This is a genomic window from Mesorhizobium sp. LjNodule214 (assembly GCF_964252735.1).
Classification (GTDB): Bacteria; Pseudomonadota; Alphaproteobacteria; order Rhizobiales; family Rhizobiaceae; genus Mesorhizobium.
In genome coordinates this window covers 56,644-71,914 of record NZ_CAXUPE020000001.1, presented here as the reverse complement: position 1 = coordinate 71,914, position 15,271 = coordinate 56,644, and the positions used below count along the sequence as shown (strand labels likewise).

Below are 15,271 nucleotides of genomic sequence, written 5' to 3'. Positions count from 1 at the left end.
ATGAAATGCCGGAAGGTGAGAACCGTCCCGGCGGGGACGCGACCGTCGCTTTCGGCAATGTCGCTTATCCACATCGACGGGAGGATTTGCGACCGATCCTATCTGTCAACCTTGGGACTAACCTGGCCTGCCTGCTCCAGCCGGTCGCGCAGCATGCTCCAGGCGAGCAGCATGTTTGGCGCGTGCCGCATCAGGCCATGGAAGGGGATCGGCGAAGGCGGCGCAAACGGCAGCGGCAGATCACGGGCGTCGGTTCCAACAGCCCAGTCGGCGAGCACCTTGCCCATCGCCGTGGTCATGGCGATGCCGCGGCCGTTGCAGGCGCGACCGGCGATCAGGCCCGGCCCGAGATCGACAAGGTGCGGCAGAAAATCCGGTTCGACCGCGGCCATTCCTGACCAGCTGTAGGCAAGCGGGGGCAGGTCCGGCAGATCGAGATGCCTGGCAAGCCGCCGCCAGATCGTCCGCGGTACGCGCATATCGGCGCCGGCGCCGACAATGTGCATACCGCCGCTGATCAGCCTGTTTGCGCTGTCGAAGCGGAAGGTGATGAGGTTGCGCCTGGTGTCGCCGACGCCCTGCCCACCGGGAAGCAGGCGCGTTCGTATGTCGCGCGGCAGCGGCGCCGTGGCGATCTGGAAGACCTTCAGCGGGACGTAGGTTCGCGGGAGCATCGGGTTCAGCGCCTCGCCATAGGCGTTGGTGGCGATCAGCACCTTTTCCGCCCGCACCAGGCCGGATGCGGTCTTCAACGCCCAGCCGCCCGCCTCACGGTCGGCCGAAGTGACAGGCGTATGCTCGAAAATACGTGCGCCGGCCTTCTCGGCCGCATCGGCGAGACCGCGCGCATATTCGACTGGATTGAGGACGCCGCCCGAGCGGTCCATCCAGCCGCCGGCGTAACCGCGAACGCCGGTCAACTCGGTGACTGCCCTGCTGTCCAACGTGACGGCCGGCCTGCCGCGCTGCGCCCATTGCTCGGCGCGCGATCTGGTCTTTTCAAAGGCGGCCGGCGAATGCGCCGGTTGGATCCATCCGTTCTGCAGGGCGTCGCATTCGATGCCGTGCCGCCTGATCAGGCCGAAGACGAGGTCGGCGCTGCCGGCGGCGAAATCGATCAGCCGGTCGCCGCGCTCCGGCCCCAGATAGGCGATGATGTCGCTGGGGTCCATCTTGGCGAAATTCGGTACGACGAAGCCGGCATTGCGGCCGGTTGCGCCCCAGGCGATGATTTCAGCTTCGAGGACAGCGACTGAGAGCCCTCTCTCGGCGGCGTGCAGCGCGGTTGAAAGGCCGGAAAAGCCACCGCCGACGATCGCAAGGTCGACGTCGAACTCGCCTTGCAGCGCGAGCCGGTCGCGGCGGTTGCGGCTGACGACGTGCCAGAGCGAGGCGCCATGCGCGTCCTGCCGGACCAGAGCATTCATGACCCGGAGCTGCTCTCGCCCGTGACCACCTTAGCCCGCTTGCCGAAGCGTGGCCGTCGCGGCCTGTCGCCGAACAGGCCGTTCGGCCGGATCAGGAGAATGACGCAGAGCATCACGCCGATGGCGACGATCTGCAGCGAGGCGGCGCGTGCCTGCTGCTCCGGCGGGAACAGGATGCTGGTCATGGTGCCTGACCCGGCCCATATCGCCCAGACCAGGACGCTGCCGACGACAGCGCCGGCATTGCTGCCTGAGCCGCCGACGATCAACATGACCCAGACTTGGAAGGTCAGGATCGGCAGGTAATTGTCGGGCGCGATGAAGCCGGTGAAATGCGCCTGCAGCGCCCCTGCCAGCGCCATGATGGCGCCTCCAACGGCGAAGGCCTGGACGCGGTAGAAACGCGCGCTCTTGCCAAGCGAGATCGCCGCCCGCTCATCCTCCCGCAGCGCCTTCAGAACCCGGCCCCAGGGGCTGCGCGACAGGTGCTCCAAAGCGAGATAGGCGATCAGCGTGACGGCAGAGACGATGGCAAGATTGGACAGATTGAACAGCAGTGGCGTCTCGGCAAGACTGCCGAAGGGGCGCGGAATGAAACCGATGCCGAAGGGGCCGCCGGTCAGCTTCTGCGCGTTGAGCGCGACCAGTTGCACGACGACGGCTACACCGAATGTGGTGATCGCCAGATAGTCCGATTTCAGCCGCAGCGTGGCCATGCCGGTAAGCGCGGCGGCGATGCCGCCGACGATCATGGCGCCGAACCAGCCGACCAGGATCGGCAGGCCGAAGCCACCCAGCCGCGCGGCGTCGTCGGGCGTGGTCAGCAGCGCGGATGTGTAGGCGCCGATGGCGATGAAGCCCGCAAGGCCGACATTGACGAGGCCGGTCAGTCCCCACTGCAGATTGAGCCCCAGCGTGACCATTGAAAAGATCAGCGCGGTGGTCAGAAAGAAGGCGCCATAGCCGAGCAGGTCCATCATCTTTCCCTCACGCCGAAGAGGCCGATCGGCCGCACGAACAGCACCGCCATCAGGATGATGAAGGAGACGGCGGCGCGCCATTCGGCGCCGATCAGCTGCACCGCGCCGGCCTCGGCCAGGCCGATGATCAGGCCACCGAGCACGGCGCCAGGCACGCTGCCAATGCCGCCCAGGATGGCGGCGGCGAACATCGGCAGCAGCATGTCGAAGCCCATCAGCGGGCGGATCTGCACCAGGATGCCGATCATCACGCCGGCGACGCAGGCCAGTGCCCCGCCGATGATCCAGGTGACGCGGACAACGCCGGCGACGTCGATACCAACGACGCGGGCAAGTGCTGCGTTCTGGCTGAGCGCCTGCATGGAGCGGCCGGTCTGGGTGCGCGTCATCACAAGATGCACGCCGAGCACGAGCACGGCGGTGAGCAGCAGCAGCGCGATCTGGTCGGGCGTGATGCGGATGCCGAAGCCGACCGGCGTGGCGATCTGGATGGCGCGGCTGAAATAGGTCGGGCGCGAGGTGAAGGCGAATTCGAGCAGGCTTCTGAGCGCCATCGAGGCGCCGAAGCTCGCCATCACCACGATGATTGCCTGCTCTTGTCTGCGCAGCCGCGAAAACAGCACCTTGTCGAGCAGCAGCGCCAGCAAGGCGGTGAACGCCATGCCGACGACCAGCGCAACGATGAGCGGCCAGCCGAAGGACAGCGGGGCGATCGGCGCCGCCTTGCCGAACATGGCGCCATTGGCGCTGACGGCGGCGAGCGTTGCGTAGGTGCCCCAGGCCATGAAATCGCCATGGGCGAAGTTCGAGAAGCGCAGGATAGAGTAGGTCAGTGTCACGCCGATGGCGCCAAGGCCGATCATCGAACCCGCCAGCAGCCCGTCGACGACAAATTGCAGGCTCACGCGGCACCTCCCGTTTCCGGCTTGAGGGGGCGCTGGCCAAGATAGAGTTCGGCGACGACCGGATCGTTCCAGAGTTCCGAGGCGACGCCCTCGTGCCGGTCCTTGCCCTCGACCAGCACATAGGCGCGGTCGCCAATGGCAAGGGCCGCCTTGGCGTTCTGTTCGACCAGAAGGATGGTGACGCCGGATTTGCGGACGGCGGAGAGCATCTCGAACACCATCGACACGAATTTGGGCGACAGGCCGGCCGACGGTTCGTCGAGCACCAGCACCTTGGGGTGGACGACCAGTGCGCGAGCCACGGCAAGCATCTGCCGCTGTCCGCCCGACAGATTGCCGGCCGCCGTCCGGCGTTGGCGAACGAGATCGGGGAAGGCGGCGTACATTTCCTCGATGCGGGCAGGCGCCTCGCGCCGCTCGAGGATGCCGCAGGCGACCTTCAGATTGTCCTCCACCGACATCAGCGGAAAGACGTTTTCGGTCTGCGGCACGAAGGCAAGGCCGAGGCGGACCATGGTGTGCGCCGGCGCCGCCGTGATGTCCTTGCCGTCGAGGAGAACGGTGCCGCGGCTGATCGGGACAAGGCCGGCGACGGCCTTGATCAGGCTCGACTTGCCGGCGCCGTTGGGGCCGAGGACGACGACGATCTCGCCTTTGTTGACGGTGATCGAGGCGCCGCGCACGATCGGCACGCTCGGTTCGTAGCCGGCCTCAAGATCGCGAACATCGAGCACGACCTCACTCATGCCGCGCCCCCGAGATAGGCCTCGATGACGCGCGGATCGCGCGCCACCTCATCGGCGCTGCCTTCGCACAAAAGCTCGCCGCTCGCCATCACCAGCACCCGGTGGCAGAGCCGCGCCACCATGTCGATATTGTGCTCGATCAAAAGGAAGGTGATGCCGCTTCTGTTGATGTCGCGGATGCGGTCGATGATCACCTCGAGCAGGGTCGCGTTAACTCCGGCCGCAGGCTCGTCGAGCAGGATGATCGTCGGATCGGCCATCATCACGCGGGCGAGTTCGAGCAGCTTGCGCTGGCCGCCGGAAAGCACGCGCGCCGGTTCGTGCGCCAGCCGGGCAAGGGAGACGAGCTCCAGCAGTTCGGCGGCCTTGTTCGCGGCGGCCGTCTCCTCGGCGGCAACCCGGCGTGGCGACAGGAAATTGGCGAGCAGCCGCTCTCCGGTCTGCCCCTGCGCGGCAAGCATGACATTCTCGATCAGTGTCAGATTGGGCAAGGGCCGGGGGATCTGGAAGGTCCGTCCGAGGCCGCGTCCTATGCGACGATGGGCAGCCTCTCCCGAGACGAGCGTGCCGTTGAGACGGATCTCGCCGCTGGTTGGCAGGATGCTGCCGGCCAGCAAGTCGAACATCGTCGTCTTGCCGGCGCCGTTCGGGCCGATCAGTCCGAGGATCTCGCCCGGCCGCACTGAGAACGACACATTGTTGACCGCGACCAAGCCGCCGAAGCGCCTGACGACGTTCGTTGCTGTCAGAACCGGCGCACGGGTCGCCGTCCCATGCTGTCTCGCCGTCTCGCTCATCAGTCCCTCTGGCCGAAGACGATCGTTGCCGCCTTCTGATTTTTTTGATCTGTGATCACACTTGCTTTGATCACGATATTCGGCTTTAATCCCGTCCGCAAGCCCCAAAACGGCCAAAGGCTGGCCAAAACCGGCCATCACGGGAACCCCATGCAAAAGGCCGCCAGCGAAAGAAACCACGAGGCGATCGCGGCCCAGCTGGCGCCGGTCGGCCGCGAGACCGTGCAGGATCGCGTCTATTCAGAGCTGCGCCGGGCTTTGATTGGCGGTCTTTTCGAGCCAAGCCAGGTGCTGACCATTCGCGGCTTGGCCGATGCGCTGGTCACATCGACTATGCCGGTGCGCGAGGCGCTCGGGCGGCTGATCACGGAAAAGGCGCTGGAGGCGCTGCCCAACCGCTCGGTGCGCGTGCCGCCGATCACGCTGGAGCGGCTCGATGATCTTTTGCGCGCCCGCATCCTCATCGAAGGGGAGGCGATCGCGCTGGCTGCGGAACGCATGGGGCCTCGCCAGATCGCGGCGGTGGAGGCTCTGCTTCGCGAATGGGACGAGATGCGTGCGCTGAAGCACAAGAAGGACGTCGATCGCGAAGTGACGCTCAACCAGAGCTTTCACTTCGAGATCTACCGCTCCTGCGGTTCGGCCGTGCTCATCCCGATGATCGAGAGCCTGTGGCTGCAGTCCGGGCCCTGCATCCGTCTCGCCATCTACGCATTCTCGGAAGCCGGTGAGGTTGACACCGCCTACTATCATCGCAGCATCGTCACGGCACTGTCCGCGCGGGATGCGCAGGCGGCACGCGAGTCGCTGATCACCGATATCAGCCGGCCCTTCACCTTCCTGCGCAACAAGCTGCAATCCACCGCCACGAAGGACCAGACATGACGAACCCTGCCATCAGGATCACCGAGCCGCGCTCGAAGCTTTCCGTGACGGCGCTGTTGCTGCCGGAAAAAGCGCCGGAAAATGCCGCTTTCCTGCTGGCATATCTCGACAAGCCGCGCGTTGTTGCCGGCATCCATGCGATGTGGACGGGGCCCGAAATCTCCTGTCCCGTTCCCGTTGCCGATCTTGAGGGCCAGTCCTATGCCCGGCCTTTGCCGGCGGAGAATGCGACGCTGACGCCGCAGCCGGGTGACATCGTGCTGTCCTACGTGCCGCCGCGCGTGTGGGGCGGAACGCCCAATGCGATCTTTGATATCGGCCTCTATTACGGGCCGGGCGCGCGCCTTCTGTTCCCGATCGGATGGCTGGCAGGCAGCGTCGTCGCCCAGGTGCTTCCCGACGAGCGCGAGCACCTGGCGGCCGCCTGCGGCGTCATCCGCCGCAACGGTGCCTGCGATGTCACGTTCAGCCTGGTGGAGGTCTGAGTGGCCGACGACAGTTTCGAACTCTTCGATCTCCGCGTCGAGGTGGTCATCCCCGAGGGCAAGCCGATCTATTGCGGCGCCAGGGTTGGCGACTATTTCGAGCTCAAGGGCGAGATGCTGTCGATGCCGGGAGGGCAGGGTTTTTCGATCTATTCGATCGCGGCCGTGTTGCCGCTGCTGGCGGCCAAGCAGCGCCCGACCGACAAGAACGACTGGATGACGTCCGACGCCGAAATCGCCTGTCCCGATCCGAACTGCGCTAGCCGGCTGAGAATCGTCAGGACCGGCAAGCGGCTGTTCAGCCATGCCGAGACGACGGCAGTGCCGCTGCCGAAGGAGGATGACCAGAAATGACCGACAAGACCTTCGAGCTCGGTCCCGGCTACACGATCTCGCGCGTCATTCGCGGCGGCTGGCAGCTTGCCGGCGGCCACGGCGTCATCGACCGCGAACAGGCGGTGACCGATCTGATCGCCACCTTCGACGCCGGCATCTGGACCTATGATTGCGCCGATATCTATACCGGCGTCGAGGAGCTGATCGGCGCCGCCCGGCTCCGGCTTGCCGACGAGCGCGGTCTCGACGCCGCCGCGCGGATGAAGGTGCACACCAAGCTGGTGCCCGACCTCGAAAGGCTTGCCAGCATCAACCGCGACTACATCAGAGGCATCGTCGACCAGTCGCTGCGGCGGCTGAAGACCGAACGGCTCGACCTCGTGCAGTTCCACTGGTGGGACTACGCGCTGCCCGGCTACGTCGATGCGATAGGCTGGCTCAACGAGCTGCGCCTCGAAGGCAAGGTGCGCAATGTCGGCACCACCAATTTCGACACGCCACGCCTTGCCGAGATCCTGGCGGCCGGTGTGCCGCTGGTCAGCCAGCAACTGCAATACTCCGTGCTCGACCAGCGACCGGCGGGCAGGCTTGCCGCACTCGCTGCCCAGAACGGCATCAGTTTCCTTTGCTACGGTTCGGTGGCCGGCGGCTTCCTGAGCGACAAATGGCTTGATGTCGCGGAGCCGCAAACGCCGCTCGAAAACCGCTCGCTGGTCAAATACAAGCTGATCATCGACGACTTCGGCGGCTGGGATCTTTTCCAGCTGTTGCTCAGGACCCTGAAGGCGGTCGGCGACCGCCACGGCGTCGACATCGCCACCATCGCCAGCGCCTGGGTGCTCAAGCAGCCGCAAGTGGCAGCTGTCATCGTCGGCGCCCGCAACCAGGCGCATGCGCTTGCGAATGCCGGGATCATGGACGTCGCGCTGACGCCGGATGACAAGACGGCGATCGGAGCCGTGATCGCCGAGAGCAGGGGACTTGAAGGCGACGTCTACACGCTGGAGCGCGACCGTCACGGCCGCCACGGCTCGATCATGCACTACAATCTGAACGCGGGCCGGATATGAACACACAGCCTTCCCTGTTTTCACGCGCGCGTGCCGAGGTCGTCGACCTGCATCGCTTCTTCGTCGACTGGTTCGTCGAGGCCCGCGCCGGCACTGTGGATTTCAGTCGCTTCGAATCCGTCATGGGCGAAGGTTTCAACATGATCGCACCGAGCGGCATGATCCTCGACCGTGATGCGGTCATCGGTCATGTCAGGGACAGCCGCGCCACCTGTGACGACGGCTTTGCCATCTCGATCGAGGATATCCGTCCCGGCTGGCAAACCGCGGACACCATCGTCGTCCTCTATGTCGAGGCACAGCGGCGCGGCGGCAAGCACAGCCGCCGCCAGTCGAGTGCCGTTTTCACCACCAGTTCATCGGCGCCCAACGGCGTCGAATGGCGACATCTGCATGAAACCTGGCTGCAGGTGCCGGAAGGCTGAACAGGCTCCAGAGATGAAAATTAGAGTCGAGTAACGAAAGGGGAACAACAATGACAAAGACGATACTCCACATCACCACCGCGCTCGCCTTGCTGACGGCGGCCGGTGCGGCGCACGCCGCCGATTGCAAGATCACCGTCGGCCTCGTCATGGAGCTGACCGGCCCGGCAGGCGAATACGGCCAGGCCGGCGCCAAGTCGGTCGAGATGGCCTTCCGCGACATCAATGCAGCCGGCGGCGTGCGTGGTTGCGATCTGACCGCCGACACACGCGACAGCCAGAGCCAGGGCAACATCGCCGTCGATGCCGCAACCCAACTGGTTCAGGTCAAGAAGGTGCCGGTGATCATCGGCGGCATCATTTCCTCGGTGTCGATCCCAATCCTGACCTCAGTGACCGCGCCGGCGAAGATCGTCCAGGTCTCGCCCGCTTCCTCCTCGCCGACGCTGACGGCACTCGGCCGCGACGGCAAGACCAACGGCTTCTTCTTCCGCACCATTACCTCGGATGCGCTGCAGGGTGTCGCCGCCGGAAAATATGCCGTCGACAAGGGCTTCAAGAAGCTGTCGATCATCCATGTCAACAACGACTTCGGCGTCAACATGGCGGCGGAGTTCTCGCGCGCCTACAAGGCGCTCGGCGGCACCATCGTCTCCGACACGCCCTACAATGAAAAGCAGTCGAGCTATGCCTCGGAGGTCACCGCCGCCATGGCCGGCGAGCCGGACGGGCTCTATCTCGTCAGCACGCCGGTCGATGGCGCAACCATTGCCCGCACCTGGATCTCGCAAGGCGGCGTGCAGAAATTCCTGCTCAATGACGGCATGAACAGCCCGGACTTCATCGAATCCGTCGGCGCCGACTATCTCAAGGACGCCTATGGCACGTCCTCGGGCACCAGCCCGACGGCCTCCACCGACTACTTCATGAAGAACTACAAGGAGTTTTCCGGCATCGAGCCGTCGAATCCGGCGGCCGATCGGTCGTATGATGCCGGCGCCATCGTTGGCTTGGCAATCGCCATTGCCGGCTCCGAGGATCCGGCCAAGATCAAGGACGCAATGCACAAGGCCGTGGACCCGGCCGGCACGCCAATCTTTGCCGGCAAGGAGGAGTTCGCCAAGGCGCTTGGTCTGATCAAGGACGGCAAGCCGATCCGCTACGAAGGCGTCATCGGTCCGGTCGCCTTCGACAAATACGGCGACATCACTGGCCCGTTCCGCCTCTGGAAGATCGTCGACGGCAAGGTGACGACGGACGGCGAGATGACCACGGATGACGTCAACGCCCTGCAGGCAAAGCTGCAGTAAGGCGCCGATATCTTGCTTGGCGCGACCACATTCTTGCTGTGGTCGACGCCAGGCAACTGGAGGATGGGCCGACTGCGCCAAAAAGCGGCCAATGGGACACAACTTTGGAAATGACGGCTACGGGCCGGGAGTTGTAGGTCCGCTTGTGGTGCAGGGAAGAACGATAGCGGACGTTAAATCTCGAGGATACGATGTCCTGAGTTGACCCAGGACAGACCTTTGGCGGTCGCTCGGTGGTCGACCGCACCTCTGCGGACATTTGAAACCATGCGTTGCTTGAGATGCAATGCGCTCCAGGGTCGGCACTGCCAAAGCGGCAAATCAGGCCGGGAGCCGCCACATTTGCACACGACCTGTACCACGCAATTCCGTTTCCGCGAGTGGGTCGCAAGCAAAATTTGGTCCAAGCAGTTGGTGAGTTGCATCAGAAATACGGATTTCATCGGGCTCCGCGGACGTTTGAATACGTGCGGCGAGATTAACGGTCTCGCCCCACAGGTCATACGCGAACCGCCTCTTGCCTATGACGCCCGCGACGATTGGTCCTGAGTGAATTCCAATTCTGAGTCTCAGCGGTTCTCCTGCGAAGCGTTCGCGCTTAACCGCCTTCCGCAGTTCAACTGCATAGTGCGCGAGGGCTTCTGCATGATCGGATCGCGCGGTGGGCAGGCCAGCGACCACCATCACACAATCGCCGATTGTCTTGATCTTTTCGCAGCCGTATCGTTCAGAGAGCCGATCCGCCGCCTTGAAAAAGTAATTTAAGATAGCGAGCGTCGTCACAGCTCCGACGCTCCGCGCTCTTTCCGTAAAACCGACGATGTCGGCAAAAAGCACACTCACCTCTGCGTGGTTGTCAGCAATTTTTTTGTGCGCTTTTAACCGCTCCGCGATCGACGCCGGAAGAATGTTGAGGAGTAGGGTTTCGGCGCGCTGGTATTCACGCGACAATCCCTCTTGGCTCTTCCTCAACGCCTCGTTCGTCGATTGTAATTTCTCGTTGAGTTGACGCTCCCTCTCTTGCAGGAGCGTCATTTCATAAGCCTTCTGTTGAAGCCGCTGCCTATTGTCGCGTTCGGCAGTGGCGTCAAGAAAGAGCAGCCACACGCAGGCATTGTCAGCAAAAAGATGAAGGTCCGCGACACGCCCGCTGGGCAGTTCGACCATTTCCATATGATATGGAAGCTCCGGGCAAGGCAGCAAACCTTCCATGAATTCAAGCTGCTCGGCAACAGGCTTACCAATGCGAAGTGATGAGAGTCCGTAATGTTCGACACTTCCGCCCTTCGCAGCTATGCAATGCTGGGCGTCAATTTTCAGATATGCGATAGAGTGCTCATTGTAGAAGAAATTGTAAATCCAGCTTCTGACTTCTCTTGGCAATCCATGCATGGTCTATTTGGTGACCATCGAAGCAAGCTGACGAAACGCATCATCAACATGTTCACCCGAAAGCGCACTTGTTAGATAGATTTGCCATCCAAGTTGCCTGAGTTCGTTAATCTCACTATCCGATATTTCCCACCGGTCGGCCAGATCGGATTTGTTGAACAGCAATACAGACGGCATAGCGCCAAATTCGGCCTCGGCCCGCTCGCGCAGCGTGAGCGCCACGGCAAGAGTAGCGGCGCGGGTTCCATCGACGACAAGCACGAGTCCGGTCGCACCCCGCACATAGCTGACGCGGAATGAGCCGATATCGTCTTCGCCGGCCAAATCCCACAAAATCAGATCCACGGTTTTGTCCGGGAGTGCGACACTCTTCTTGTCGATTTTCACTCCCACCGTGGTCAAGTAGGTTTCTGAAAAGATGCTTTGCACAAACCTGCGAACCAGACTCGTCTTTCCGACAGCGAACCCGCCCAACATGCAGATCTTTTTTTGCAATATCCCAGGCTCCCCACTAGTCTAGGTTTACCGTAACCGAAACCCGGCGATTGGTGGAGCTCCCAGTTTGACTATTTTCAGGCACCGCCGGCTCAAAGGTGCCCGCGCCCCGAACCAGCAGCAGTTCCGGAGCGACGCCGCGCTTGTTGAGAAGCGCACGAACTGTCTCGGCGCGGGCGGCGCTAATCGACACGTTGGCCGTCTCACGGCCCGTGGCGTCCGAATGGCCGGTCAACATGAACCGCGCTGTTACGCCTGACTTGCGGGCTTTTTGGGCGAATTCCTTTATTTGATCCGCCAACCTGTCGAGAACCGGGATCTGCTCTGGTCCCGGCACAGCTTTGCCGGAATAGAAGAAAATATCGGTCGCCTGGATGGCCTCTCTCAAATGATTGAGTTCTGCAAGGCTCAGCTCATGCAGCTGCGAGACATCCAGAGCCACTCCGTCCGCCGAAAGTTGTTGGGCGGCGGCCCGCGCCCGGTTGATCCAGGCGGCAGGAGCCTCACCCACGACAACGATGCGATCCTGGACGATCGAAAGCAGAACCGATTTCGGCGGGGTCAGCGACGCCGTCAGCCGCTTCACCACGAACTTCGGATCAAGGCTCTGATAGAATTGCCACTGCGAATGAACGCGGGCAGGATCAACCTGCGTTCCGGACAGCAGAGCTTGCGGGTCGGCGGCAAGCGGGTCTCTCAGGCCGGAAATGTAGAAATGTCCGCCCCTCGTCGTTTGTTGGGCGACGATGATTCCCGGTTGGGCCTCAAGTCGCGACACATAATGCTGCCAGTGCTCAGCCGCGCGTGCTTCGGGGCTCACATCACGAACCTTGGAGATGTCGAATTCCGGTCCGCCTGCCGAAAGCTGTCGGGCCGCCGCGCGCGCCCGATCTATCCAGGTGTCGGGAGCCTCACCCTCGGCAACGATGCGATCCTCGACGATCGAAAGCCGAACCGATTTCGGCGGGGTCAGCGACGCCATCAGCCGCTTCAGCACGAACTCCGGATCAAGGCTCTGATAGAATTGCCACTGCGAATGAACGCGGGCGGGATCAACCTCTGTTCCGGACAGCAGAGCCTGCGGGTCGGCGGCAAGCGGGTCTCTCAGGCCGACAATATAGAATTGGCCATCGCGCACCTTTTGTTCGGCAACGATGATGCCCGGCTGGGTCTCCAGTCGCGACACATAGGCCTGCCAGCGCTCCGCCGCGCGTGCTTCGGGGCTCACATCACGAACCTTGGAGATGTCGAACTCCGGTCCGCCTGCCGAAAGCTGTCGGGCCGCTGCGCGCGCCCGATCTATCCAGGTGTCGGGAGCCTCACCCTCGGCAACGATGCGATCCTCGACGATCGAAAGTCGTACTGAATCCGGCGGAGCCAGCGACGCCGTTAGCCGCTTCAACACGAACTCCGGCTCAAGGCTCTGATAGAATTGCCAGCGTGAATGAACGCGGGCGGGATCGACCTGCGTTCCGGACAACAGCGACAGCGGGTCGGCGGCAAGCGGGTCTCTCAGGCCGGCAATATAGAATTGGCCATCGCTCACCTTTTGTTCGGCAACGATGATGCCCGGCTGGGTCGCCAGTCGCGACACATAGGCCTGCCAGCGCTGCCCGGATTGCCAGGAAAGAAAGAACCAACCGCCTGCCGGAATCAAAACCAGCAGGACTGCAGCCACCACCAGCCACGGAAATCCCTGGTTTGAGTCCTCCTGCTTCAGTTCAACGCAGGTCTGCAACTGCGTCTCTACGCCGATCAACTGCGAACTGTCGCCGTCAAACTGCTCTAAAGCCTGTGAGCATTCATCATGGATGCGAAGCAACACATCGCGAACTATTTCATGTAATTCCTCTGGCGGATTTCCCCGGATCACCGCAACCAAGGTCGCAAACGGTCCAACTTCTGACCAGAGACGAAGCTCCCCAAAACGGATAGTGTCCAGGCCGCTCTGTTCTTTCTCGTTAAACGAGTCTTTCACAAAATCTTGAATTGCACTAAGCATCGAAGAAATGAGTTGAGGATCTTCGCTAGTTGCATTATCGGCAGTCACATGCGCTATCAAAAGCCCGGAATTGCGATTAATGAGAAAGACATGTTCTACGCGGTATACAAGAGAATGCTTAAGAACAACTTCCGAGAAGCTTGCACCTGTTCTCCAAGCTTCAAATCTCCACTTGAGCCCATGCCAGGTAAATATATGTCTTAAAGTTTCATTCAGCGACTGAAAGGTCTGGTCGATCTTTTCCCCGATCGACTTGCGAATTGCCGGCAGAAATACCGGGTATAATATATCCGTGAGCGTACGCGGGCTCTTCTGGATGGACCGTTGCACAGCCCTCTCGACAGCTGGCGCAAGGGCCTCGCCGAGTTGCGCATGAGGCGCACGTGCGGCAGCACTGGGGAGAACGCCCCCCACTGCAGCCGCAAGCTGCTCAGGTTCGTCGAGCAGGTGCGTAACTCGTGAAAGCTCCGAAATTTCGCCGCCGACCAGCAACTGCCGCAGCGTTTCCATGCGAGGATCGGCGGTCGGAACACCGTCGAAACGCGCACGGTAGTCCGGATCAACGTTCCGGGCAATTTCGAGCAAAAGACTAGCCAGAGCCCCGCGATCAATCTCTGTATCGTTCGAAGCTGGTCTTTGAGGACGGCTGATTGGGTCGACGGTCGACGTCAAGTTCCGATCAACTCGCTTTCCAATTACGTTCCGAGTTGCTCTTGCTGCCGACGGGATCCTGATTTAGACATTTTGCAACCTCGACAAACAGGCCGGCCAAAAGATTTCGGTCGGTCTTGACGTTGCCGAGATCGGAAAACATTTTCTCCATTACCATCTGAATGGTCTCATTCTTTTGCTTGATTTCCTCACGCAGCAAATGATCGTTTCGATTTATCCGGTCCGCAACTTCGCGCTCAAGCTCGCTCAATTGATCCGACAACGCGCGCACCTGCTTTTCAAGCGCCTGATTGTGCTCGCGAAGATTCCGGTCGATCTCCTTGTCGGCCTCGGCTCGTGCATCTTTTTCGTTCCGCAATTGCGCCGCGAGCGATTCGACCTGCTTCTTTGCATTTGACTCATACGTTTCAAGATTCCGCTTGGCCTCGGATTCGACATCCTTGAAGCGCTGCAAGAACCGGTCTTCAAGCTTGGAAAAACGGCGGTCATAGTCCTGCATCTGGTTGCCGAACAGCAGATCACGTATCTTGTCGACACCTACAGCGTCGCCGGGGGCCCCGCTCTCGCGAGCTTGGACCGCCATGAAGTTTAGCCCGTTTCCCTCTGCATTACTTATCAGATTTGCGTCCGCTTTACTTGCAGAAGAAGCGGTACTCGAAGTTTCCTTAGCCATCCTTATGCCCCTTCAGTTGAACAACTGCCCCAGTGCAAAACTCAGAAACAGGCGAACATGTCAGCAAAATGCCCGGCCCACAAGCCGGACTTTTGGCCTAGGCCGATTCGTGCGTCCCTTTTACGTCTCTGGAATGGCAACAAATGCAGAAGTTCCGATTGGTGTCACTCTAGTGTCTCTTCGTGATAGGCCATAACCGGCTAATCTAATCGACCATGGGCGCAATCTACTATCGAAATGAGTGATACAATGTCAGGCTATAGCTATTGGAGCGCGCAATTAAGTAGCGCAGACTCTTTAGATGCATCGCATTTCGCTGGTCTGGCGGCGCACATAATGTCTCGCACCCGGCTGTATACTGCGACCATCAGCTTCCTTGCCGGCGGGAACGAGCAAGCCGAACGTTTTCATGATCCCTCGGATCTGGTTGGAAAGCTTTCGCGATCTTGTCGAGCGCGGCGGTCATACGGTGTCACCGTCAACGCCCGCGTCAGTACAACCCTTCTGCAAGCCAGGTCAGGCTTGTTCACAAGGCGGAATGGCGGGGACCAGATGATCCTCACCCGAGTGGTGAAGAAATGCGCGAGCGGAAATGCCCCGGCGCATCGACCTAAGCTCTAAGCCGTCGGGCATGAGCGCTTGCCATTCAAGCCTGTCTTCAGGTCTTTTTG

General features: G+C 61.6%; 15 protein-coding genes. 6 read left to right on the top strand and 9 right to left on the bottom strand.

The genetic code is table 11. The features are described from left to right. Nucleotides 1-98: 98 nt before the first annotated feature. The 5 genes from ACSQ3Z_RS00270 to ACSQ3Z_RS00250 are packed head-to-tail and all read right to left on the bottom strand — an operon-like array spanning nt 99 to nt 4,855. Nucleotides 99-1,427, bottom strand: coding sequence for an NAD(P)/FAD-dependent oxidoreductase (locus ACSQ3Z_RS00270; RefSeq protein WP_436169436.1), 1,329 nt, complete (start codon nt 1,425-1,427; stop codon nt 99-101). Next, entirely contained in the window at nt 1,424-2,407 is a 984-nt protein-coding gene (locus ACSQ3Z_RS00265) for a branched-chain amino acid ABC transporter permease (RefSeq protein WP_436169435.1), read from the bottom strand. Before ACSQ3Z_RS00265 ends, ACSQ3Z_RS00270 begins: the two co-directional genes overlap by 4 nt. Beyond that, complete coding sequence (locus ACSQ3Z_RS00260) at nt 2,404-3,312, bottom strand: branched-chain amino acid ABC transporter permease (RefSeq protein ID WP_436169434.1); 909 nt, start codon at nt 3,310-3,312, stop codon at nt 2,404-2,406. The genes ACSQ3Z_RS00265 and ACSQ3Z_RS00260 overlap by 4 nt, the downstream gene beginning before the upstream one ends. Next, the gene (locus ACSQ3Z_RS00255) at nt 3,309-4,058 is read right to left on the bottom strand and encodes a branched-chain amino acid ABC transporter ATP-binding protein (protein ID WP_436169433.1); all 750 of its coding nucleotides are present in this window, start codon (nt 4,056-4,058) and stop codon (nt 3,309-3,311) included. The genes ACSQ3Z_RS00260 and ACSQ3Z_RS00255 overlap by 4 nt, the downstream gene beginning before the upstream one ends. Beyond that, nucleotides 4,055-4,855 carry an ABC transporter ATP-binding protein gene (locus ACSQ3Z_RS00250; RefSeq protein WP_436169432.1) on the bottom strand — a complete coding sequence of 267 codons (801 nt, stop codon included), beginning with the start codon at nt 4,853-4,855 and terminating at the stop codon, nt 4,055-4,057. Before ACSQ3Z_RS00250 ends, ACSQ3Z_RS00255 begins: the two co-directional genes overlap by 4 nt. 150 nt (nt 4,856-5,005) lie before the next feature. Between ACSQ3Z_RS00250 and ACSQ3Z_RS00245 the strand changes: the two genes are divergently transcribed. From ACSQ3Z_RS00245 to ACSQ3Z_RS00220, 6 genes are read left to right on the top strand one after another with little or no spacing between them, the layout of a single operon-like run. Further along, nucleotides 5,006-5,740 carry a GntR family transcriptional regulator gene (locus ACSQ3Z_RS00245; protein WP_436169431.1) on the top strand — a complete coding sequence of 245 codons (735 nt, stop codon included), beginning with the start codon at nt 5,006-5,008 and terminating at the stop codon, nt 5,738-5,740. Beyond that, nucleotides 5,737-6,225: a DUF3830 family protein gene (locus tag ACSQ3Z_RS00240; protein ID WP_436169430.1), complete on the top strand. Its 489-nt coding sequence runs from the start codon at nt 5,737-5,739 to the stop codon at nt 6,223-6,225. The genes ACSQ3Z_RS00245 and ACSQ3Z_RS00240 overlap by 4 nt, the downstream gene beginning before the upstream one ends. Continuing rightward, on the top strand, nt 6,226-6,579 hold the full coding sequence (locus ACSQ3Z_RS00235) for a TIGR04076 family protein (protein WP_436169429.1): 354 nt from the start codon (nt 6,226-6,228) through the stop codon (nt 6,577-6,579). Further along, nucleotides 6,576-7,631 (top strand): aldo/keto reductase, encoded by a 1,056-nt coding sequence (locus ACSQ3Z_RS00230; protein ID WP_436169428.1) that lies wholly within the window; start codon nt 6,576-6,578, stop codon nt 7,629-7,631. Before ACSQ3Z_RS00235 ends, ACSQ3Z_RS00230 begins: the two co-directional genes overlap by 4 nt. Next, on the top strand, nt 7,628-8,056 hold the full coding sequence (locus tag ACSQ3Z_RS00225) for a DUF4440 domain-containing protein (protein WP_436169427.1): 429 nt from the start codon (nt 7,628-7,630) through the stop codon (nt 8,054-8,056). The genes ACSQ3Z_RS00230 and ACSQ3Z_RS00225 overlap by 4 nt, the downstream gene beginning before the upstream one ends. Before the next feature lie 50 nt (nt 8,057-8,106). Continuing rightward, complete coding sequence (locus ACSQ3Z_RS00220) at nt 8,107-9,366, top strand: ABC transporter substrate-binding protein (RefSeq protein ID WP_436169426.1); 1,260 nt, start codon at nt 8,107-8,109, stop codon at nt 9,364-9,366. 321 nt (nt 9,367-9,687) lie between these two features. Here ACSQ3Z_RS00220 and ACSQ3Z_RS00215 read toward each other — a convergent pair whose 3' ends face one another. The 4 genes from ACSQ3Z_RS00215 to ACSQ3Z_RS00200 form a co-directional block, all read right to left on the bottom strand. Continuing rightward, nucleotides 9,688-10,758 carry an adenylate/guanylate cyclase domain-containing protein gene (locus tag ACSQ3Z_RS00215; RefSeq protein WP_436169425.1) on the bottom strand — a complete coding sequence of 357 codons (1,071 nt, stop codon included), beginning with the start codon at nt 10,756-10,758 and terminating at the stop codon, nt 9,688-9,690. 3 nt (nt 10,759-10,761) lie between these two features. Further along, on the bottom strand, nt 10,762-11,253 hold the full coding sequence (locus ACSQ3Z_RS00210; RefSeq protein ID WP_436169424.1) for a Rab family GTPase: 492 nt from the start codon (nt 11,251-11,253) through the stop codon (nt 10,762-10,764). A gap of 16 nt (nt 11,254-11,269) precedes the next feature. After that, a complete protein-coding gene (locus ACSQ3Z_RS00205) occupies nt 11,270-13,840 on the bottom strand; it encodes an OmpA family protein (RefSeq protein WP_436169423.1) in 2,571 nt (856 codons plus the stop codon). A gap of 94 nt (nt 13,841-13,934) precedes the next feature. Further along, nucleotides 13,935-14,600: a hypothetical protein gene (locus ACSQ3Z_RS00200; RefSeq protein ID WP_436169422.1), complete on the bottom strand. Its 666-nt coding sequence runs from the start codon at nt 14,598-14,600 to the stop codon at nt 13,935-13,937. Nucleotides 14,601-15,271 lie beyond the last annotated feature (671 nt).